We start from the raw sequence: 21922 nt of genomic DNA on the forward strand, positions 1-21922 counted from the left end.
ACAGGGCGCCGCACCGGTCAGTCGTTGATGTCGTGGTCAAACGTCCTGACTTGCCCATGTGGCAGCGCGAACATGCGCCGCAGAACGAGCCATGCGATCAACGACAAGGTGGCGAAGATCAAAAGCAGGACAGGCAGGTTCGGTGCCAAGCCGGGGATGACCAGAAGGATGCCGGTGATAGCCGCCCCGATAGCGAAGCCAAGGAAGATGAAACCTGGCAAAGCCACTTCCAGAATGCCCAGCGCCAGTGCGGCTGCCAGCCATACCCACCACGTCAGCCAGAACGGATCCGCCATCATTTGCCTCCTTTGAGCATTTTGAAGGCGTCGCCAAACGCTTCGAGCGCATTTGCGGGCACGACGATCGTCTGGCTGCCTCCGCTTTTGCCCATCGCATTCAATGCCTCAACTTGCTTCAGCGCGACCTGATACTGGGCGGCTTCGATCCCGTTGTCCTGGATGGCCTTTGCGACGACGCCGGTTGCATAGGCTTCCGCGTCCGCCTGCACGCGACGTGCCTTGGCGGCTTGTTCCGCCGCATACAGCTCGGCGTCGGCCTGCAGTTCGACCGCGCGTTTCTGGCCCTCGGCTTCGGTTACCTGAGCGCGACGGGCGCGTTCGGCATTCAACTGCTGAAGCATGGCGTCGCGGGTCGCCTGGTCCAGGTTCACGTCCAGAATTTCGGCGCGGGTTACCTCGATCCCCCAGTCGTCAACCGCGGTTTCGACGCTTTCTTGAATGCGTTCAATCAGTTGCGCGCGATTTGACTGAACCTCGTCCAGGTCCATTTTGCCGATTTCGGCCCGCACGATACCAGCAACGGTCGTTGCGATGGCGCCGTCGACGTCGCGAATGCGGTAAACGGTCTTTTCCGGCTCGAGGATACGGTAGAAGACCGATGTATCGATCTGCACCAAGACGTTATCCTTGGTGATTGCGTCCTGCGTCGCATTGGGCAGCTGACGTTCCAAGATGGATATCTTGTGGCGGGCAACGTCCAGAAAAGGAACGATAAAGTTGATCCCGGGGCCCAGCACAGAGTGCAGGCGTCCAAACCGTTCGACCACATATTTCTCGGATTGTGGAACGATCTTGATACCCTTGAGGATGATGACGACGACCAAGGCCGCCCCAAGCAGGTAGATGATGTTCGATGATAGCAGTCCGATGATCTGGTCTTCGGTCATTTCTGTCCTCATTTTTTGTGTACAATGGTATACACTTGGGGATTGAAGGGCTGAATTTCAACTCAGCTATGAAATGAACCGAACAGGATATCCATGCAAGGTAATTGGGACAAAGCACGGAGATTTCGGGTTGTGGCTGCTTTGCATCCGCCGTTGATTGCGCTATCGGGGCGAAATGAAACTGATTATAGACACAGACCCCGGCATCGACGATGCCATGGCGATCGCCTACGCCGCCGCCGCTCCGGAAATTGACCTTATTGGCCTGACTACGGTCTTTGGCAATACGCATGTCCAGCAGTCCAGCCGGAACGCGCGGTTTCTGGCTCACAAGCTTGGGCTGGACATACCTGTAGCGGAGGGCGCAGCGTTTCCATGGGAAGCAGATGCACACACGCCCTCTCGGCACGTGCATGGGGATGAGGGTTTTGGCGATGTAATCGATGTGCCCGAGATCGGCGCGAACCACGACCTGAGTGCAGCCGAGTTTCTGGTCGAGATGGCCCGGCGCTACAAGAAGGACCTAACGGTGTGCGCGGTTGGGCCGCTGACCAACATTGCCAATGCGATGCGTCTGGATCCGGATTTCGCTCAGAACATCGGCCAGTTGGTCATTATGGGCGGTGCAGTCTTCTGTTCCGGCAACATCACCGATCACGCCGAGGCGAATATCTATCACGATGCGAAAGCCGCAGACGAGGTGTTCGCTCAGCCCGCTCCGACGGTTCTGGTCGGCCTGGATGTGACCTTGAAAACGCTCTATCGCGCGGCTGATTTCGGGGAACTGGCGCGACGCGCGCCTGAAATCGGTGGATTTCTGAACGATATCTCTCAGTTCTATCTGAATTTCTACCGCGATGTTGCCGGATTGGATGGCTGCGGTCTGCATGACTCGACCGCAGTCATCGCCTGTTCGCACCGTGCGATGTTCGAAATTCAAGAAACAGGTTTGAAAGTGGTAACCGAAGGGCCCGAGGTTGGGGCAACCCGGCCGGACCCGTCTCGCCCACCGCTGCAGGTGTGCTGTGACGTCGTCGGTCAGCAGGTGGTGGACCTGTTCACGCAAAGGGTTGCCAGCTTGCCCTGACGGGTTGCATTGGCCGGGCAGATCGGGCAAAGCCTGCCCGGTTCAGCGACCCGAGGCGATGACATGACCCAGCGTTTCTCATTCGAATTGAAGGCCACCGACGGCAAGGCCCGCACCGGCGTAATCCACACGCCGCGGGGCGAAGTGCGGACGCCGGCCTTCATGCCCGTTGGCACGGCCGCGACGGTCAAGGCGATGATGCCCGAAAGCGTGCGCGCCACCGGTGCCGACATCCTGCTGGGCAACACCTATCACCTGATGCTGCGGCCCACGGCCGAACGGATCGACCGCTTGGGCGGTCTGCACAAGTTCATGAACTGGGAGCGCCCGATCCTGACCGACTCGGGCGGGTTCCAGGTGATGTCGCTGGCGGGTCTGCGCAAGCTGACCGAGAAGGGCGTGACCTTCAAATCGCATATCGACGGATCGAAGCACGAGCTGACACCCGAGCGGTCGATGGAGATCCAGCGCCTGCTGGGGTCGGACATCGTGATGTGTTTCGACGAATGCCCCGCCTTGCCCGCCGATCGCGATCGGATCGCCGAGTCGATGCGCCTGTCGATGCGGTGGGCCGAACGGTCCCGCGAGGCCTTTGGCGATCGGCCCGGCCATGCGCTGTTCGGGATCATGCAGGGCGGGTTGGAGCGCGACCTGCGCGAGGAAAGCGCCGAGGCGCTGAAGGCCATCGGGTTCGAGGGATATGCCGTTGGTGGCCTCGCGGTGGGCGAGGGGCAGGAGGCCATGTTCGACTGTTTGGACTATGCGCCTGATTTCCTGCCGACCGATAAGCCGCGCTATCTGATGGGCGTGGGCAAGCCCGACGACATCGTGGGCGCCGTGGCGCGCGGGATCGACATGATGGATTGCGTGCTGCCGTCGCGCTCGGGACGGACGGGGCAGGTGTTCACCCGCCGCGGGGTCGTGAACATCAAGAACGCCCGCCACGCCGACGATCCGCGTCCGCTGGACGAACAGTGCACGTGCCCAGCCTGCTCGAATTACTCGCGCGCCTACCTGCACCATGTATTCCGGGCCAACGAAATGATTTCGGGCATGCTGCTGACCTGGCACAATCTGCATTATTTCCAAGAGATCATGCAGGGTATGCGGGACGCCATCGCCGCCGGTGCATTCGAGGTCTGGCAGGCCGAGTTCCATGCGCAGCGGGCGCTGGGTGATATCGAGCCGCTCTAACGGGCGTGTTGGGCGACCCAAGTCAAAATCAGTGGATATGTTGCCGCGATGCCTTGCAGTCGGGGAAACCTCGGGCCATTCTGATTTGTACAGGTAAGGCGACGAGGTTGAAATGGGGCGGTCCGCGCCCCACCTTTATCGTCCGAGAAAGGAGATGGCCGACGGCTGCCTGAAACAGGGGTCAGTGCCATCTTGCCAATGATAAGGATAGAGCATGCAAGAGCCTCTTAATTCCTCATACCCCGTTCTGCCGCTGCGCGACATTGTCGTGTTTCCGCACATGATCGTCCCGCTGTTCGTGGGGCGTGAAAAGTCGGTGCGCGCGCTGGAAGAGGTGATGCAGGATGACAAGCAAATTCTGCTGTCCAGTCAAGTTGACCCTTCCGTCGACGACCCGACCCAGGACGGTATCTACCGCAGCGGCGTTCTGGCAAATGTCCTGCAGCTGCTCAAGCTGCCCGATGGCACTGTCAAAGTGCTGGTCGAAGGGCAGGCACGCGTCAAGATTTCTGAATTCATTGAGAATGAAGAATTCTTTGAGGCTCGCGCCGAATACCTGACCGAAATTCCCGGCGACGTTACGACGACGCAGGCGCTTTTGCGCACTGTCGCCGATGAGTTCGAGCGGTACGCCAAGGTTCGCAAGAACATCCCGGAAGAAGCCCTGACCGCTGTCAGTGAGACAACCGATCCGGCGAAACTGGCCGATTTGGTTTCGGGTCACCTTGGCATCGAGGTCGAACAGAAGCAGGACCTGCTGGAAACGCTCAGCATCAGCGAGCGTCTGGAAAAGGTCTATGGCTTGATGCAGGGCGAGATGTCGGTTCTTCAGGTCGAGAAGAAGATCAAGACCCGCGTCAAGTCGCAGATGGAGAAGACCCAGCGCGAATACTATCTGAATGAGCAGATGAAGGCCATTCAGAAGGAGCTGGGCGACGGCGAGGACGGCGCGAACGAGATCGCCGAACTGGAAGCCAAGATCGCCGAGACCAAGCTTTCGAAAGAAGCCCGCGAAAAGGCGGAAGGCGAGCTGAAAAAGCTCAAGAATATGTCGCCGATGTCGGCCGAAGCGACCGTGGTGCGCAACTATCTGGATTGGATCCTGTCGCTGCCTTGGGGCACCAAGTCTCGGGTCAAGAAAGACCTTGGCCGGGCGCAGCAGATCCTCGATGCCGATCACTATGGCCTCGAAAAGGTCAAGGAGCGGATCGTCGAGTATCTGGCGGTTCAGCAGCGCTCGAAGAAGCTGAAAGGCCCGATCATGTGCCTTGTCGGCCCTCCGGGCGTGGGCAAGACCTCGCTTGGGAAGTCGGTCGCCAAGGCCACGGGGCGCGAGTTCATCCGCATCTCGTTGGGTGGGGTGCGCGATGAATCCGAGATCCGCGGTCACCGCCGGACCTATATCGGCTCGATGCCCGGCAAGATCATTCAGGCGCTGAAAAAGGCGAAAACCACGAACCCGCTGATCTTGCTCGATGAAATCGACAAGATGGGGCAGGATTTCCGTGGTGATCCAGCTTCGGCCATGCTCGAGGTGCTGGACCCGGAACAGAACAGCACGTTCATGGACCACTACCTTGAGGTCGAATACGACCTGTCGAACGTGATGTTCCTGACCACGTCGAACAGCTACAACATGCCAGGGCCGCTTCTGGACCGGATGGAGATCATTCCTCTGGCCGGCTACACCGAGGACGAAAAGCGCGAAATCGCGAAGCAGCACCTGATCTCGAAGCAGGTGAAGAACCACGGGCTGAAGGCTAAAGAGTTCGAGCTGACCGATGAGGCGCTGACCGCGATCATTCGCACCTATACCCGCGAGGCCGGTGTGCGGAATCTTGAGCGCGAGATTGCCAAGGTGGCGCGCAAATCGTTGACCCGGATCATCAAGAACGAGACCGACCGGGTTGTCGTGACGGCTGAGAACCTGCACGAGTTCCTGGGTGTACCCAAGTTCCGTTACGGTTTGGCTGAACAGGATGATCAGGTCGGCGTTGTGACCGGTCTGGCCTGGACTTCGGTCGGTGGCGACCTGCTGCATATCGAGGCGTTGAAGCTGCCAGGCAAGGGTCGGATGAAGACCACAGGCAAGCTGGGCGATGTGATGAAGGAATCCATCGACGCGGCTTCGTCCTATGTGCGGTCGATTTCGCCTCAGATCGGGGTCAAACCGCCGCAGTTCGACAAGATCGACATCCATGTACACGTGCCTGACGGCGCGACTCCCAAGGATGGACCCAGCGCCGGCCTGGCGATGGTGACTTCGATCGTGTCGGTTCTGACCGGTATCCCGGTCCGCAAGGACATCGCCATGACGGGCGAAGTTTCGCTGCGTGGCAACGCCATGCCGATCGGCGGGTTGAAGGAGAAACTGCTCGCAGCTTTGCGGGGTGGCATCAAGACGGTGCTTATTCCGGAAGAGAACGAGAAGGATCTGGCCGACATCCCCGACAACGTGAAGGAAGGGCTGGAGATCATCCCGGTCAAGCACGTGTCCGAAGTTCTGGAGCGCGCACTGGTGCGCAAACCTGAGCCGATCGAATGGGACGAGGCCGCCGAAGAAGCCGCGGCCGCAGCGGCCAAGGCTTCGGATAACAGTGGACCTTCAGCCACGGCGCACTGATCTGAAAACAACGAGAAGGGCGGGGAATAATCCCCGCTCTTTCTGATTCAAAGCCCGATTACAGGTTTTGATGGATCCAGAACTTCTTCCTCGTCTATGTAGCGCTGGAATTTCTCAGGGGGCAGGGCGGACCGGACTGCGATCCAAAAAATGGTCGATGACAGCAGGGTGCACAACAAGATGTCCCACCCGAACGGGATCAGGTGCAGCGCACCGTCTCCGAATTGACCAAGAAACGAGATCAACCCCAGTCCAGCCAGATAGGGCGCGAGCCACAAGGCCTGTTTGAGATCCATCTGTTCCAGGCGTCCCCGAAACCGCGCCAAAAGCAGGAGCAGTCCGATCAGAAGGGTGATGCCCAGGCGCCAGACCGTATCCCAGCCGCTCCAGTAGACGATCAGAGTTGCAATCGCAAAGGCCAGCATTCCGACAAAACCAACCGCTGGAACGCGGATCGAGCGGGGCCTGTCTGGCAATAGGCTGCGCAGGCATACAACGGCGATGGGGCCGACGGCGAAGGACAGGACGATCGCTGCCCCGTTCAGGGCGATCACCGTCTCAAAGGGAATGGTCAAAAGGAAAAGAGTGCCAATCAGGAAGTTGAGCACCAGCGCCCAGATGGGCACGCCAAATGCCGACAGGTGTTGGATGCGCGCGGGCAGAAACCCGTTCTGCGACAGGGCCATCGCGATCCGAGCGTTCGAGCCGGTGGCCACGAGGGCGTTTCCGAACGGTCCGATCACCGAGCCGACGTTTAGGATGCTGATGAACCACAATATCCCAACGGACATTATGACCCCGTCCAAAGGGCCTTCTCCGGCAAAACTCAGCTTGGCCCAGCCCTGCGCCAGCATCTGAGGGTCGAGCGAGCCGATGAAAGCGATCTGCAGGCCCAGATAGATCGCCGCACACATGATGATCGACAATACAAGCGCCGCCGGAATGTCGAATTTCGGGTTTCGCACCTCGCCTGCCATGTCGACCACATGCCTGAACCCGATGAACGAGAAGATTACACCACCGGTCGAAACGGCGGCCATTATTCCCTTGAGCCCATACGGTGCGAACCCCTCGGGCTGCGTGAAGTTCTCGGCATTGAAACGTGAAAGGATCAGCACCACGGACAACAGGATTGGAATGGCCACTTTTGCGCTTGTTATCATTGTGTTGACCCGCGCAAAGAACTTTACGCCAAGCATGTTGATCAGGACGAAGAACACCATGAATGCCAAGGCCACAGCCTGTCCGGGCGCGGTCAGGTCACCAGATGGCGCATGCAGCCAGCGTGCATAGGGTGCGAGGTAGGACAGCATCGCCTCGACCTCGATCGGAGCGGTCGTGTTGTACCCGATCCAGGCAGTCCAACCCATCGTCATGGCGACGATATTGCCGTGTGAAAACTGCGGAACCCGGGCGATCCCTCCGGGGATCGGCAACATGGCCGAGATTTCGGCGAATGTGATGGCCAGAATGAACATTGCCACAGCCCCGATTATCCAGGACAAAACGGCCGCGGGGCCAGCGTGCTGAACGGCCAGAAGCGGCCCGAACAGCCAGCCTGAGCCAATGATTCCTCCGACAGATATGAATGTCAGACCCACCAGGCCGATGTCGCGCTTTAGTTCGGCCATGCATGTCCCTGATTGCCATGCCGGTGCTGCACCGGCCCGAACTCAAGGATAGACGCCGAGTCTCATCCGTATCAAGCGTTGAAAAAGAGGGAATGGTGGGTGATAAGAGATTTGAACTCCTGACATCTTCGATGTGAACGAAGCGCTCTACCACTGAGCTAATCACCCGTAGGGCGGCGTATTACAGTGCTTTCTATCCGGCTGCAAGAGGGGAGGCATGCGGTTTTTTTCCATATCCGGACAAGACCGTTTGGGTCCTGTGACTGGGCTTTTTCCCTGTCCGATAGTTTTGAGCGTCTAACAAGTGGCGCAGCCCAAATGCGGTTAATGCAGCGAGCCAGCTGCGCCAGATTGAAACCGAAACAAATGAAGCCTTGGTATGAACCAGACACTGATCGCTGAATTCGTCCCGGAACTAGGAAACGACTGCAACGTGGACGGCTATGAAAGCCAAGCGATTTGTGTCGAGGGGGATTTTGCAGGGCAATTGTTAGCAGTAGAATCTGCCGTCTGACTATTCGTTGGCAAGTTCGCCGTTTTGTTGCGGCTCGGCGATGGCAACCAAGGGTTAGGGTGTCTCCGCGCCGGCGCTATCCCAAAGGAGCATGCCAAACGCGCTCGGGAACAAATTTTCCGGTTCGTGCAAAAAACTTGAAAACGCCGCTTGACGATGCCCGGGCGTAGCCATAATACACCCCAACGTTCAGCAATGAACGGGCAGCGGGCGGTTGTAGCTCAGTTGGTTAGAGTACCGGCCTGTCACGCCGGGGGTCGCGGGTTCGAGCCCCGTCAACCGCGCCATCGCTGCCAGCCTTTGATCCAGGCAAACGGATCGACATAGACCCTAATGCGCGGTTGTAGCTCAGTTGGTTAGAGTACCGGCCTGTCACGCCGGGGGTCGCGGGTTCGAGCCCCGTCAACCGCGCCACTTCTCCTCAAAAGTCGTTGCGTTCCCTGTGGACACAGTTTTGCTTTTCTGGACAATCGGTCCCGGCAGGTAGCACGCAGTCGGGGTTTTCGATGGTCAGCTTGAACCGCGTCGTCATGGTTCGTCAAAGCAAGAAATGGATAGGGAGTCTGGGGCCCGAGGCGCTGGATTGCGCCGAAATTTCGGGAAAATGGGGAACGCAGTTCGGGTTTCGCAGCCATACCCAGATCTGGCATCGTCAGCACGATATCTGCAAAGGCCCGCTGATGGATGAGCGTGCTGAGGTTCGACAATTCGATCTGATCTTGGCCAACCAGGTCTGGGAACATCTTGACCGGCCCTATGAAGCCACTCTGAACGTGCTCGAAATGCTGCGGCCGGGAGGGTGGTTTTGGTTGGCCGTGCCGTTCTTCATCCCATTCCATGCCGCACCGCACGACTGTTCGCGCTGGTCGGCGCGGGGATTGCGCAACCTGCTGACCGAATGTGGCTTTGATCCGGAAAGTATTCAGGCCGCACAATGGGGCAACCGTCAGGCGGCTTTGCGCAACCTCGAACCGGTCTGGCCGCCCGTCTATGACCCTGAAACCGACAGTCTGGAAAACGACCCGGATTTTCCGATCTGTGCCTGGGCCATGGCGCGAAAGCCCGAAGACGGGTGACCCAAGCGGAGAAAATCTGCTCGTTCACACTTTGTTCTAACTTTTCGGTTGGAGACTCAGCGTCGCTCGCCTATCTCTAGGACACTTGTGTGTTGGGGGCCTGGATGGCTGAGCTGAAGAATATCGAGGTGCGCGGCGCGCGCGAGCACAACCTGAAAAACATCGACGTGGACATTCCGCGCGATCAGCTGGTTGTCGTCACGGGCCTGTCCGGATCGGGCAAGTCGTCCTTGGCGTTCGACACGATCTATGCCGAGGGCCAGCGCCGCTATGTCGAAAGCCTGTCAGCCTATGCGCGCCAGTTTCTGGACATGATGGAAAAGCCCGATGTGGATCACATCAGCGGCCTGTCCCCAGCGATCTCGATCGAGCAGAAGACCACGTCGAAGAACCCGCGGTCGACCGTGGGAACGGTGACCGAGATCTATGATTATCTGCGCCTGCTGTTCGCGCGCGCAGGCACGCCCTACAGCCCTGCCACCGGTTTGCCGATCGAAGCCCAGCAGGTGCAGGACATGGTCGACCGGACCATTGCGATGGAGGAGGGCACCCGAGGCTATCTGCTGGCGCCCATCGTTCGTGACCGCAAGGGTGAATACAAGAAAGAGTTTCTGGAACTGCGCAAGCAGGGGTTCCAGCGCGTCAAGGTCGATGGCCAGTTCTACGAACTGGACGAGCCGCCGACGCTGGACAAGAAGTTCCGCCATGACATCGACGTGGTCGTTGACAGGATCGTCGTGCGCGAGGGGATGGAGACCCGCCTGGCCGACAGCCTGCGCACCGCGCTGGACCTGGCCGATGGCATCGCGATACTGGAGACCGCCCCGCGCGAGGGCGAGCCCGAGCGCATCACGTTCTCCGAGAACTTTGCCTGTCCGGTCAGTGGGTTCACCATCCCCGAGATCGAACCGCGCCTGTTTTCGTTCAACGCGCCTTTTGGGGCTTGCCCGGATTGCGACGGGCTGGGGGTCGAGCTGTTTTTCGACGAACGGCTTGTGGTGCCCGATCAAACGCTGAAACTGTATGACGGTGCGCTGGCCCCGTGGCGCAAGGGTAAGTCGCCCTATTTCCTGCAGACGATCGAGGCGATCGCGCGCCACTATGAGTTCGACAAGAACACGCCGTGGAAGGACCTTCCGGCGCATGTGCAGCAGGTGTTTCTGCATGGCTCGGGCGATGATGAAATCCAGTTCCGCTATGACGAAGGCGGACGGGTCTATCAGGTGACCCGCAGCTTTGAAGGCGTGATCCCGAACATGGAGCGCCGCTATCGCGAAACCGACAGCGCGTGGATCCGCGAGGAATTCGAGCGGTATCAGAACAACCGTCCCTGCCACACCTGCGAGGGTTATCGACTGCGACCCGAGGCGTTGGCCGTCAAGATCGCAGGGCTGCATGTTGGCCAGGTGGTCGAGATGTCGATCAAAGAGGCTCTGGCCTGGGTAGAGGACGCGCCGAACCACCTGAGCGCCCAGAAGAACGAGATCGCCCGCGCGATTCTCAAAGAGATCCGCGAGCGGCTGGGATTTCTGAATAACGTAGGTTTGGAGTACCTTACGCTATCTCGTTCAAGTGGCACCCTGTCAGGTGGCGAAAGCCAGCGCATCCGGCTGGCCAGCCAGATCGGCTCGGGCCTGACCGGGGTGCTTTACGTGCTGGACGAACCCTCGATCGGGCTGCATCAGCGCGACAATGACCGCCTTTTGGGTACGTTGAAGAACCTGCGCGATCAGGGCAATACCGTGATCGTCGTCGAACACGACGAGGAAGCCATCCGCGAGGCCGACTATGTGTTCGACATCGGCCCCGGTGCCGGCGTGCATGGCGGGCAGGTGGTCAGTCACGGCACACCCGAGCAGATCGCGGCCGATGCGGCCTCGATCACGGGGCAGTATCTGTCGGGGGCGCGGGAAATTCCGGTGCCCGCAGAGCGGCGCAAGGGGAACAAGAAAAAGGTAACGGTTGCAAAGGCTTCGGGCAACAACCTCAAAGACGTGACGGCCGAGTTTCCGCTGGGCAAGTTCGTCTGCGTGACCGGAGTGTCCGGCGGCGGCAAGTCGACCTTGACGATCGAGACGCTGTTCAAGACCGCCTCGATGCGTCTGAACGGCGCGCGTCAGACGCCTGCGCCCTGCGAAACGATCAAAGGGCTCGAACATCTGGACAAGGTGATCGACATCGACCAGCGGCCCATCGGGCGCACGCCACGGTCGAACCCGGCCACCTATACCGGCGCCTTCACCCCGATCCGCGACTGGTTCGCAGGGCTGCCCGAAGCGAAGGCGCGGGGCTACAAGCCCGGGCGGTTCAGCTTCAACGTCAAGGGCGGGCGCTGCGAGGCCTGCCAGGGCGACGGGGTCATCAAGATTGAGATGCATTTCTTGCCCGACGTCTATGTTACTTGCGAGACCTGCAAGGGTGCGCGCTACAACCGCGAGACGCTCGAGATCAAGTTCAAGGGAAAGTCCATCGCCGACGTTCTGGACATGACGGTTGAGGACGCGCAGGAGTTCTTCAAGGCCGTACCTTCGATCCGCGACAAGATGGATGCGCTGGCACGGGTCGGGCTAGGCTACATCAAGGTCGGCCAGCAGGCTACGACTCTGTCGGGCGGCGAGGCGCAGCGGGTCAAGCTGTCGAAAGAGCTGGCAAAACGTTCGACGGGCCGGACCTTGTACATTCTGGACGAACCCACAACCGGCCTGCATTTTGAAGACGTGCGCAAGCTGTTGGAAGTGCTGCATGAACTGGTCGATCAGGGCAATACTGTCGTCGTGATCGAGCACAATCTGGACGTGGTGAAAACCGCCGACTGGATCATCGACATCGGCCCCGAGGGTGGCGATGGCGGCGGCGAGATCGTGGCCGTGGGCACCCCGGAAGAGGTCGCCGAATGTGAGCGCAGCCACACCGGGCGATACCTCAAGCCGATGCTGAACCCCGAACGCGTGGCGGCCGAGTAGGCTGCCTGCGCGTCAGTACAGAATATCGGCCACCGCGCCGATCAGGTTCAGCACTTTGCGCGTATCGGGGTCAATGCTGTAAACGTAGTCGCCCGCGCGAACGTAGTTGCCGCCGCGTTTCAGACCATAGCGGTACGGATCGTCGATCCAGACATAGTCGCGATCAATCCGGTCGCCGACCTTGTACCAGTTCTTGACCTGGCCGGGCGGGACGCAGGGCACGGCCTTCTTGGCCAACCCGGGCGGGCAGTTGGCAACGGATTTTGCGCCTTTCTGCGGGGCCACGCGCTCGACCGAGAACGTGTCCTTGTTCTTTCCCTTGCCTTTGCCGTTGTCAGCCAGCGTCGAAACCGGGGTCAGTGACAGGCCGGCAAGCAGTGCAATATTCAACAGTGTCTTCATGGGCGGTTCCCCTCGGTTCGTCGCGCCGTCATGCCGCTTTTCCCAGTATTTTGGAATGCCCGCCAGAAGTGCAAGCCCTGGGCGGCGAAATGCCGCCCAAGCTCAGCTGCGGCCGCGCTTTTCGAACCGGGGCAGCATGGCCGAGAAATCCATGCCCTTGCCGTCTTCGGATTCGACGAACTGTTCGTACAGTGCAGTGGCGATCTGGCCCATCGGTGTGTCCGCATCGGCGCTTTCGGCGGCCTGCTGGCTGAGCCGCAGATCCTTGAGCATCAGCTCGGCAGCGAAACCGGGCTTGTAGCCGTTGTCGGCAGGTGACTGCGGCCCGACACCGGGGGCGGGGCAATAGGCATTCATGCTCCAGCTGTAGCCAGACGAAGTGCTGACCACGTCGAACATCTTCTGCCGGTCCAGGCCCAGCTTGTCGGCCAAGGCAAAGGCCTCGCAAGTGGCGATCATGGTGACGCCCAAGATCATGTTGTTGCAGATCTTGGCGGCCTGACCGGCGCCCGCCGCGCCGCAATGCACCGCCTTCTGGCCCATGATCTCGAACAGCGGGGCCGCCTTGGCAAAGGCCGCGTCCGAGCCACCGGCCATGAAGGTCAGCGTGCCTGCGGCCGCGCCACCGATTCCGCCCGAAACGGGCGCGTCCACGGCCAGAAGCCCGGCCTGTTCGGCCTGGTTCGCCACGGCGCGGGCGCTGTCCACATCGACGGTCGAGCAGTCGATGAACACCGCGCCTTTCTCCATGTGCGGAATGATCTGATCGGCCACCGCGCGCAGGATGTCGCCATTGGGCAGCATGGTGATGACCGCCTCGGCCCCGCGGACAGCATCAATGGCCGTTTCAGCCTTGGTCACGCCCTCGACCGACACGCCCGCGGTGTCGAATCCGGTCACGTCGTGACCGGCCTTGGCCAGATTGGCCGCCATCGGCGCGCCCATGTTGCCCAGGCCAATGAATCCGATCTTCATGTTTCACTCCTCCTCGAATGTCAGCGTGTCCGCGCCCAGCGGCATCAGCATCCGTGATACCGCCGCGGCCGGTACGTTCATGTCCGCAAACTGCCATTCCGGGTTGCGGTCCTTGTCGATGATCTGCGCCCGGATACCTTCGAGAAAGTCGCCATGCTCCATCGACCGGAAGGTAAAGCGGTATTCCAGCTCCAGCGCCTTGCGCATGGTCAGGGCGGGGCCGCGCAGGCGGTGCAGCATCTCAATCGCGCAGGCCATGGACAGCGGCGAATTGCGGCCCATCGCCTCGAGCGCGCCGCGCGTGAATTCGGTGTCGCCATTGCGCAGGTCGGTCAGTACGTCGCCCAGGGTTTCACCACCGAAGAAACGGTCGATGTCGTCCTGCGGCAAGGTGCGGTCCGGGGCAGGGGCGGCGTGTTCGGCCAGCAGGTCGGCCTGGCCCGAGGCCTCGAGCATCTCGATCATGTCGGGCCATTGCTTCTGCGGGATGAAGTGGTCTGCGAACCCGGCATAGATCGCGTCGCCCGGACCCATGCGCGCGCCGGTGACGCCCAGATATTCGCCCAGCCGCCCCGGCGCCAGCGCCAGCAGCAGCGACCCACCCACATCCGGCACCAGCCCGATCGAGCATTCGGGCATCGCGATCTTCGAGCTTTCGCCGACGATCCGGTGTGTCCCATGGCAGCCGATGCCTACGCCGCCGCCCATCGTAAAGCCCTGCAGGAAGCTGACCACCGGCTTGGGATACTCGAAGATCATCGCGTTCAGGCGGTATTCATCCCGCCAGAACTTCTGCCCATAGGCATAGTCGCCCTTGGTGCCCGTTGTGTACAACTCGGCGATGTCTCCGCCCGCGCAAAAGGCCTTTTCGCCCTCGGCATCAAGGATGACCAGATCGACCTCGTCATCCTCGCGCCAATTGCGCAGGGCGGTGTCGATGGCCATGCACATCTCATAGCTCAGCGCATTCAGGGCCTTGGGCCGGGTCAGGGTGATCCGGCCGGCGCGGCCCGTGGTGCGGATGTCGATATCGGACATGGAAACCTCAGCGATGGGCGAGCAGTTGGCGGGCGACGATCACGCGCATGATCTCGTTCGTGCCTTCCAGAATTTGATGCACCCGCAGATCGCGCACAAGCTTTTCGATGCCGTAGTCGGCCAGATAGCCGTAGCCGCCATGCAACTGCAGGCACTGATCGACCACTTTCGATCCGGTCTCGGTCACGAATTTCTTGGCCATCGCGCAGAATTTGGTGGCGTCGGGCGCGCCCTGATCCAGCTTCCATGCGGCCTGACGCAGGAAAGTGCGGGCGGCCTGCAGTTCGATCTCCATGTCGGCCAGCCGGAATTGCAGGGCCTGGAACTGATCGATTGTCTGGCCGAAGGCCTTGCGTTCGGACATGTATTGCAGCGTCATATCCAGCCCCGCCTGCGCCGCGCCCAGCGAGCATGAGGCGATGTTCAGGCGCCCACCGTCCAAGCCCATCATCGCGTATTTGAACCCGTCGCTCTCGGTCCCGACAAGGTTTTCGGCCGGAATCTTGCAGTCGTCGAACTGGACCTGCGCGGTGGGCTGGCTTTTCCAGCCCATCTTCTGTTCCAGTGCGCCAAAGCTGAGGCCCGGTGTGCCGTCCTCGACATAGACCGTCGAGATCCCCTTGGGTCCGTCGCCGCCTGTGCGCACCATGCAGACATAGGCATCGGAATAGCCGCCGCCCGAGATGAAGGCCTTGGTGCCGTTCAGCGTATAGCCGTCGTTGGTGCGCTCGGCCCGTGTCTTGAGCGCCGCCGCATCCGAGCCCGAGCCCGGTTCGGTCAGGCAATAGCTGAGCACCGTGTTCAGGCTGAGAACGTCGGGCATGATGCGCGATTTCAATTCATCGCTGGCAAAGCTGTCCAGCATCTTGGCGCACATGTTGTGGATCGACAGAAAGGCCGCGACCGAGGGGCAGGCCATCGACAGCGCCTCGAACACCAACGTGGCGTCAAGACGGGTCAGGCCCGAGCCGCCGCATTCTTCGGACACGTAGAGCCCTCCAAAGCCCAGTTCGCCGACCTTGGGCCACAGATCCTTGGGTATGGTGCCCTCGGCCTCCCACTGACGGGCGAAAGGTGCGATCTGTTCTTGCCCGAACGCGTAGGCCATATCGAAAATGGCCGTCTGTTCCTCGGTCAGCGCGAAATCCATGGCCGGTCTCCCCCTTGTGGCGACGTGAATTGAACGACTGTTTATTTATTGCGCAATCCTTACAGAAATTTTTCACGCGGAGCAAACCCCGTGATGCATGTGCGGTGGATTTGGGTGATTGCCAAAAGGCGGTTATGCTGAGCTATTCGTTTTAGTGATTGATCGGAGTTGTGGATGTCGAATTACAAGATGGCCGTGGTAGCGATACACGGAATGGGCAGCCAGTCGGTCGGGCCGAACCAGCCGTCCTCGGTGCCGGCGTTTTCGAGCGACTTGCACGACCGGGTGGGGCGGCAGTTGGGGCAGGACATGAGTAAAGTTGCCTGGCACGAGGTGATCTGGGCGCAAATCCTGCAGGGCCGGCAGATGGACTATCTGAACAGCATAAGCCCCTATACGGGCTATGACCGCACGCGCCGTTTCGTTGTATGCAACCTGTCTGACGCGGCATCCTATCGCCCGACCTCCGACGGCAGCGACAAAACCTATGCCGCAATCCATGAACGAGTTGCGCAGGTGATACGCATCGTCCGGTTTCAGATCGGCGAGCGTGCCCCCATCCTGATCGTCGCCCATTCCTTGGGTGGGCATATCATGTCGAATTACATCTATGACCTTCAGCGCCATCTGCGCCACGGTGGATTGCCGCAGCACGGTGTTCCGGTGGAAGACATGCAGACAGTGGCCGGGCTGGTCACGTTTGGCTGCAACATCCCGATCTTTCTGTTCGCCTATCCCGAACAGGACATCACGCCGATCCAACGCCCCAACCAGGAATTGCCATTGACCCTGCAATTCCATAACTGGTGGCAGAACTATTATGACAAGCACGACGTTCTTGGCTTCCCCCTTGGACCGATCGCGCCCAGCTATGGGCAGCTTGTCGGAACGGGGGAGATCACCGACCAGGCAATCCGGGTCGGGAATATCTTCACCGGATGGAATCCGTTTTCGCACAATGGGTATTGGAAAGCCCGCAGCCTGTACGAGCCCGTGGCCGACCGGATCAGACAGATCCTCAATGCGGTGTGAGAGTCAGAGATCAGCGTGGAATTCGTCAATCAGGTGCCGGACCACCGCCTGGCCCGGATCGTCGCCATTGGCCAGCGCTTCGGCGTGAACGCGACGCTGTCGCGTGGCTGAGGTGCCGCTCTCGGCGATCTGACGCAAACGGGCCAACTCGGCCATGGTGCCCAATGCTTCGGCATCTTCGGCCAACATGCCCATCAACTCGCCCATCAGGTCGGGCATCGGCTTGATCGAGCGGTCTCCGAAGTCGATAAGCCCTTCACCCACACCGTAGCGCTGCGCTCGCCAACGGTTTTCGCCGATCAGGAACCGATCATATTGCCGCCAGCGCAGGTTGCGGTCTTTCAGACGGCAGAGCATTCGGGTCAATGCCTGTACCATGGCCGCCAGCGACAGCGCGTGTTCCATGCGAGGCTGCACATCCATGATCCGCGTCTCGAGAGTCGGATAGCTGTGCGACGGTCGGAGGTCCCACCAGATTTTCGAGGTATCCTCGATTACACCCAATTCGACCAGGACACCGGTGGTGCGCTCGTATTCGGACCAACTGCCAAAAATGGGGGGCAGGCCGGTGCGGGGCAGGTTGTCGAACACCGTCAGGCGATAGGAAGACAGCCCGGTATCCTGTCCGTTCCAGAATGGTGAGGAGGTTGAAAGCGCCAGCAGATGCGGCAGGAAATAGCTGAGCTGTGGCATCAGGTCGGCTCGCAGCGCCTCATCCTCGACGCCCACATGCACGTGCATGCCGCAGATCAGCATCCGGCGGGCCACGCCGCCGAGGGCATGTTGCAGGTTGTCATAGCGTTCCTTGCGCGTATGATGCTGGTCTTTCCAATCTGCAAACGGGTGGCAGGACACGGCGATCGGTGCCATGTTGTGCTCGGCGGCGCGCTTGGCGACACCGGACCGCAGCCGCCTGAGGTCCTCTCGTGCGGATTTGACCGTGGTATGCGGGCGGGTTCCAACCTCGATCTGGCATTGCAGGAATTCCGGGCTGACCTGGCCCTCAAAGTCCGCCTGGCAGGACTTCATCAATGCCTCGGGCGCCTGAGCCAGTTGCAAGCTGTCGCGATCGACAAGCAGGTATTCCTCTTCGATGCCGATCGTGAAATCCTGCTGCATGTGCGGGCCTCCCGTTCCCTCTTCAGATTCAGTGAATACGGAATCTGCTCTTTTGCCAAGGCTTTGGCGCCATCGACCTTGCGCTGACCCGTGTGCCGACGGTAAGCACCGCAGAAGCCAGACAGATAATTGGAGCCGTGTGTCGTGAAACCAAGGAAATTCCCGAAGCTCAATGCATTCTTGGACAGGTTCGGCACACGGTTGATCGACAAGGCCCCCGAGCGGGATGAGCGGGCACGGCTTGAAGCATTCGAGCGGGCAGGCGGCCTGACCCGACCGGCCTATGCCCTGTCACCCGGGATGGAAGGGTTCGATATTGCCGAACTGGTCGCCGAATATACGGTCCATGCCGAAGCACTGGCTGCTTTAAAGGATCCTGAGCGGAACCAGACCGGCTACCGGATCGGCAACGGGTACTACGACAGTCCCGATGCCGATGCTCTGTACTTGATGATCCGACGGTTCAAGCCGAAACGCGTCGTCGAGGTCGGATGTGGAAACTCCACCCGAGTGACCCGGCAGGCCGTTCTTGATGGTGGCCTGGAAACCCGGATCACCGCGGTTGACCCGTATCCGCGCGCAGACATCGCGCATGTTATTGATCAATTCGAACAGAAACGACTGGAAGAGGTCGACGCATCCGTGTTCGATCAGCTCGAGGCCGGAGACGTTCTGTTCATCGATTCGAGCCATGTCGTGCGCATGAGCAATGACGTAGCGCATCTGTTCTGCCGCATCATCCCGAACCTGAAACCCGGCGTCGTGATCCATGTCCACGATGTTTTTTTGCCCTATGAATACCCCAAGCGGTTTTTCTATGACTGCCCGGGTTGGGGCGAGCAGTACATGCTGCACGCTTTGCTGCAATCTGGTTCTTTTTCAATGCTTTGGCCCGGATACTACCTTCAGCAGGCGCGTCCCGATGCCGTCGAAGCCTTGCCCTTTCTGACAGAAGGCCGAGCGCAGAGTATCTGGGTTCAGAAGCGGTAAAGCAGATTTTTTCGTGATCCGCTTTTCGAAAGCGCGCGTACCCCTTTCCATATCACGCTGGAGAGGAGACTAAACATGTTCCGTCGTACATTCATGGGTGCCGCAGCCGCCGTCGCACTCGCACTGCCGATGAAAGCCCAAGCCGCAGACATCGTGGACACCGCCGTTTCGGCCGGGTCGTTCAACACGCTGGTTGCCGCAGTTCAGGCCGCCGGTCTGGTGGACACGCTGAAGGGCAAAGGCCCTTACACGGTGTTCGCGCCCACCGATGAAGCGTTCGCCGCCCTGCCTGAGGGCACCGTCGAGACGCTGCTGATGCCCGAAAACAAGGATCAGTTGGTCGCCATCCTGACCTATCACGTTGTGCCGGCCAAAGTGATGTCGGGTGACATCGCGGGTAAACGGGCCAAGGTTCTGACCGTTCAGGGCGAACGTCTGAGCGTCAATGCCAAGAACGGCGTCAAGGTCGACGGAGCGAATGTCGTTCAGGCCGACATCGAAGCCAGCAACGGTGTCATCCACGTTGTCGACACGGTTCTGATCCCCGAGTAATCAAGCCACTCGCCACAAAATCGAAGCCCCGGTCGATCAGCCGGGGCTTTGTCGTTTCACAGCAGTCTGACTTTTGTTCCGATCTGGACCAGAGGATACAGTTCCTCGACATGCTGGTTGTACAACCCGATGCACCCGGATGAACTTTGGCGTCCGATCTTGCGGGTGTCATGTGTGCCATGCACCAGGTAAGCCGGCCAGGAAAGGTACATGGCGCGGGTGCCAAGTGGGTTGCCCGGATCCCCACCTTCCATGCGGACCGGCAGGTTGGGATCGCGCTCGCGCATCGATGCGGTCGGCGTCCAGCTGGGATTTTCCGCTTTGCGCACGACTTCGGTGTAGCCGCGTTTGGTCAGCTCTTCGCTCATGGGAACCGAGCTGGGGTACAGTTTGTAGGTACCGTCAGGACCCCAGTAATGCACCGCGCGGCTGGTTATGTCAGCCAGCAAGCAGCCCACGCCCAGTTCATCGAAGTGATCCTGCCAGTCCTGCTTGGAAAAGGACGATACGTTGCGGCGAACGGGAAGCTGAGTACTGATCGCCTCTTCGGTTTGAGGGAAGGCGTCCTGGCTCTGCGCCCGCAACAAAGTCGGCGACGCCAATACGGATGCTACCCCCAAAAGGGCAGAGCGGCGGGAAATTCTGGTTGTCACGATGGCCTCCTGGCGACTGACTGCTCGAATTTTTGGCCAATTTATGCCGGGCAGAGAGGTGAAGCCAGAGGTCGGTGCTGAAATTCTCGTGAACGCGTGCCGGATTGCGCAGTTTTTTGCCAAGCAGAAGGTGCACAAGGTAACGGTTGGCGAATTGGGTTTGCCTGCGGACAAAAAGGCCGCCCCAATTTAGGGCGGCCTTTGTTCTTAAATCAGTCTGTTAGTCCATCGCTTTGAAGTTGAACTCGCCACCTTCTTTGATGCCCGACGGCCAGCGCGACGTCACGGTTTTGGTGCGAGTGTAGAACTTGAAGCTGTCGGGGCCGTGCTGGTTCAGGTCTCCGAACATCGATTTCTTCCAGCCGCCGAAGGTGTGATAGGCCAGCGGCACCGGGATCGGGACGTTGATACCAACCATGCCAATATTGACCCGGCTGGCGAAATCACGGGCTGTGTCGCCGTCGCGGGTGAAGATCGCGGTGCCGTTGCCGTATTCATGGTCCATCGCCAGCTTCAGCGCCTCTTCGTAAGATCCGGCGCGGACGGTGGACAGAACGGGGCCGAAGATCTCCTGCTTGTAGATATCCATGTCGGGGGTGACATGGTCGAACAGGTGGGGGCCGACAAAGAAACCGTCTTCATAGCCCTGCAGCTTGAAGTCGCGGTTATCGACCACCAGTTTCGCGCCCTGTTCCACGCCCGAGTTGATCAGGCCCAAGATGCGTTCCTTGGCGGCGGCGGTCACGACTGGCCCCATATCGACGTCGTCGCCCGCGGTATAGGGGCCGACCTTCAGCTTTTCGATGCGCGGCACCAACTTCTCGATCAGCGCGTCAGCGGTTTCCTCGCCCACCGGAACGGCCACCGAAACGGCCATGCAGCGTTCGCCGGCAGCGCCGAAACCGGCGCCCACCAGCGCGTCGGCGGCCTGATCCAGGTCGGCGTCGGGCATGACGATCATGTGGTTCTTAGCCCCGCCAAAACACTGGGCGCGTTTGCCGTTCGCCGTGGCGCGCGAATAGATGTACTGCGCGATGGGGGTCGAGCCGACGAAGGACACACCCTGAATGATCTCGCTGTCCAGCAGTGTATCCACGGCTTCCCTGTCGCCGTTGACGACTTGGAACACACCTTTGGGCAGACCGGCTTCGACGAACAGTTCGGCCAGCATCAGCGGTACCGAGGGGTCACGTTCCGAGGGCTTCAGCACCACCGCGTTGCCGCAGGCCAGTGCAGGGCCGACATGCCACAAAGGCATCATGGCCGGGAAGTTGAACGGCATAATGGCGGCGACAACACCCAGCGGCTGACGCATGGAATACATGTCAATGCCGGGGCCGGCGCTGTCGGTGAATTCACCCTTCAGCATCTGCGGGGCGCCGATGCAGTATTCGATCACTTCTAGCCCGCGCTGCAGGTCGCCTTTGGCGTCGGGCAGGGTCTTGCCGTGCTCGCGGCTCAGCGCTTCGGCCAGCTTTTCCATGTCGCGATGCATCAGGTGGACCATCTGCATCATCACGCGGGCGCGCTTTTGCGGGTTGGTCGCGCCCCATGCGGGCTGGGCTGCAGCGGCGTGTTCGATTGCTGCTGTCGTCTCGGCGGCGCTGGCCATCGGGCATTTGTACTGAACCTCGCCCGTGGCGGGGTTGTAGACGTCGTCAAATCGACCGGATGTGCCGGGCGTGTATTCACCGTTGATGAAATGGGTCAGGTCTTGCATCGCAAACTCCTCCGCTG

19 protein-coding genes and 3 tRNA genes are annotated in these 21922 nt (G+C 60.2%); 11 read left to right on the plus strand and 11 right to left on the minus strand.

The window, feature by feature from the left end:
* Positions 1-17: 17 nt before the first annotated feature.
* Positions 18-296: an NfeD family protein gene (locus tag ACR0NY_RS01865; RefSeq protein ID WP_093962948.1), complete on the minus strand. Its 279-nt coding sequence runs from the start codon at positions 294-296 to the stop codon at positions 18-20.
* A complete protein-coding gene (locus tag ACR0NY_RS01870) occupies positions 296-1186 on the minus strand; it encodes an SPFH domain-containing protein (protein ID WP_170338815.1) in 891 nt (296 codons plus the stop codon). Before ACR0NY_RS01870 ends, ACR0NY_RS01865 begins: the two co-directional genes overlap by 1 nt.
* A 175-nt stretch (positions 1187-1361) precedes the next feature.
* On the opposite strand from ACR0NY_RS01870, the gene ACR0NY_RS01875 reads away from it, so the two are divergent.
* From ACR0NY_RS01875 to lon, 3 genes are all read left to right on the plus strand, one after another.
* Positions 1362-2273, plus strand: a complete 912-nt coding sequence (locus ACR0NY_RS01875; protein WP_170338814.1) for a nucleoside hydrolase — start codon at positions 1362-1364, stop codon at positions 2271-2273.
* A 63-nt stretch (positions 2274-2336) separates the two neighbouring features.
* Positions 2337-3467 carry a tRNA guanosine(34) transglycosylase Tgt gene (tgt, locus tag ACR0NY_RS01880; RefSeq protein WP_170363557.1) on the plus strand — a complete coding sequence of 377 codons (1131 nt, stop codon included), beginning with the start codon at positions 2337-2339 and terminating at the stop codon, positions 3465-3467.
* A gap of 214 nt (positions 3468-3681) precedes the next feature.
* Positions 3682-6090 carry an endopeptidase La gene (gene lon, locus ACR0NY_RS01885; protein WP_170368385.1) on the plus strand — a complete coding sequence of 803 codons (2409 nt, stop codon included), beginning with the start codon at positions 3682-3684 and terminating at the stop codon, positions 6088-6090.
* Between the two features lie 47 nt (positions 6091-6137).
* Here the strand turns inward: lon and ACR0NY_RS01890 are convergent, their stop codons facing one another.
* Together ACR0NY_RS01890 and ACR0NY_RS01895 are read right to left on the minus strand one after the other, a co-directional pair.
* Positions 6138-7721 carry an APC family permease gene (locus tag ACR0NY_RS01890; protein WP_170368386.1) on the minus strand — a complete coding sequence of 528 codons (1584 nt, stop codon included), beginning with the start codon at positions 7719-7721 and terminating at the stop codon, positions 6138-6140.
* Positions 7722-7814: 93 nt separating this feature from the next.
* Positions 7815-7889: transfer RNA gene (locus ACR0NY_RS01895), tRNA-Val, on the minus strand.
* Between the two features lie 211 nt (positions 7890-8100).
* Between ACR0NY_RS01895 and ACR0NY_RS01900 the strand changes: the two genes are divergently transcribed.
* The 5 genes from ACR0NY_RS01900 (at position 8101) to uvrA (ending at position 12274) form a co-directional block, all read left to right on the plus strand.
* Positions 8101-8235: a hypothetical protein gene (locus ACR0NY_RS01900; protein WP_260065949.1), complete on the plus strand. Its 135-nt coding sequence runs from the start codon at positions 8101-8103 to the stop codon at positions 8233-8235.
* A gap of 210 nt (positions 8236-8445) precedes the next feature.
* Positions 8446-8522 (plus strand) — tRNA-Asp (locus tag ACR0NY_RS01905).
* Positions 8523-8572: 50 nt separating this feature from the next.
* Positions 8573-8649 (plus strand) — tRNA-Asp (locus tag ACR0NY_RS01910).
* 92 nt (positions 8650-8741) lie between these two features.
* The gene (locus ACR0NY_RS01915) at positions 8742-9311 is read left to right on the plus strand and encodes a methyltransferase domain-containing protein (RefSeq protein WP_170368387.1); all 570 of its coding nucleotides are present in this window, start codon (positions 8742-8744) and stop codon (positions 9309-9311) included.
* Positions 9312-9415: 104 nt separating this feature from the next.
* Complete coding sequence (gene uvrA / locus ACR0NY_RS01920) at positions 9416-12274, plus strand: excinuclease ABC subunit UvrA (RefSeq protein WP_170368388.1); 2859 nt, start codon at positions 9416-9418, stop codon at positions 12272-12274.
* 12 nt (positions 12275-12286) lie between these two features.
* Here uvrA and ACR0NY_RS01925 read toward each other — a convergent pair whose 3' ends face one another.
* The 4 genes from ACR0NY_RS01925 to ACR0NY_RS01940 all read right to left on the minus strand — a co-directional run bounded on the left by ACR0NY_RS01925 (position 12287) and on the right by ACR0NY_RS01940 (position 15839).
* Positions 12287-12676, minus strand: coding sequence for a hypothetical protein (locus tag ACR0NY_RS01925; protein ID WP_170338803.1), 390 nt, complete (start codon positions 12674-12676; stop codon positions 12287-12289).
* Between the two features lie 102 nt (positions 12677-12778).
* Positions 12779-13651, minus strand: coding sequence for a 3-hydroxyisobutyrate dehydrogenase (gene mmsB / locus ACR0NY_RS01930; RefSeq protein WP_170338801.1), 873 nt, complete (start codon positions 13649-13651; stop codon positions 12779-12781).
* Positions 13652-13654: 3 nt separating this feature from the next.
* Entirely contained in the window at positions 13655-14689 is a 1035-nt protein-coding gene (locus tag ACR0NY_RS01935; protein WP_254432873.1) for an enoyl-CoA hydratase/isomerase family protein, read from the minus strand.
* Positions 14690-14696: 7 nt separating this feature from the next.
* Entirely contained in the window at positions 14697-15839 is a 1143-nt protein-coding gene (locus tag ACR0NY_RS01940; protein WP_170368389.1) for an acyl-CoA dehydrogenase family protein, read from the minus strand.
* 174 nt (positions 15840-16013) lie between these two features.
* Between ACR0NY_RS01940 and ACR0NY_RS01945 the strand changes: the two genes are divergently transcribed.
* A complete protein-coding gene (locus ACR0NY_RS01945) occupies positions 16014-16871 on the plus strand; it encodes a hypothetical protein (protein ID WP_170368390.1) in 858 nt (285 codons plus the stop codon).
* A 3-nt stretch (positions 16872-16874) separates the two neighbouring features.
* Here the strand turns inward: ACR0NY_RS01945 and ACR0NY_RS01950 are convergent, their stop codons facing one another.
* Positions 16875-17990 carry a carboxylate-amine ligase gene (locus tag ACR0NY_RS01950; protein WP_093961949.1) on the minus strand — a complete coding sequence of 372 codons (1116 nt, stop codon included), beginning with the start codon at positions 17988-17990 and terminating at the stop codon, positions 16875-16877.
* Between the two features lie 144 nt (positions 17991-18134).
* Here ACR0NY_RS01950 and ACR0NY_RS01955 point away from each other — a divergent pair, with 144 nt between their 5' ends.
* A complete protein-coding gene (locus tag ACR0NY_RS01955) occupies positions 18135-18980 on the plus strand; it encodes a class I SAM-dependent methyltransferase (RefSeq protein ID WP_170368391.1) in 846 nt (281 codons plus the stop codon).
* A 75-nt stretch (positions 18981-19055) separates the two neighbouring features.
* A complete protein-coding gene (locus ACR0NY_RS01960) occupies positions 19056-19532 on the plus strand; it encodes a fasciclin domain-containing protein (RefSeq protein ID WP_170338788.1) in 477 nt (158 codons plus the stop codon).
* Between the two features lie 56 nt (positions 19533-19588).
* On the opposite strand, the gene ACR0NY_RS01965 is transcribed toward ACR0NY_RS01960, so the two are convergent.
* Positions 19589-20185, minus strand: a complete 597-nt coding sequence (locus tag ACR0NY_RS01965; protein WP_437342527.1) for a L,D-transpeptidase — start codon at positions 20183-20185, stop codon at positions 19589-19591.
* 220 nt (positions 20186-20405) lie between these two features.
* Positions 20406-21905: a CoA-acylating methylmalonate-semialdehyde dehydrogenase gene (locus ACR0NY_RS01970; protein WP_170368392.1), complete on the minus strand. Its 1500-nt coding sequence runs from the start codon at positions 21903-21905 to the stop codon at positions 20406-20408.
* Positions 21906-21922 lie beyond the last annotated feature (17 nt).

It is taken from the genome of Ruegeria sp. BJ5 (genome assembly GCF_056537865.1).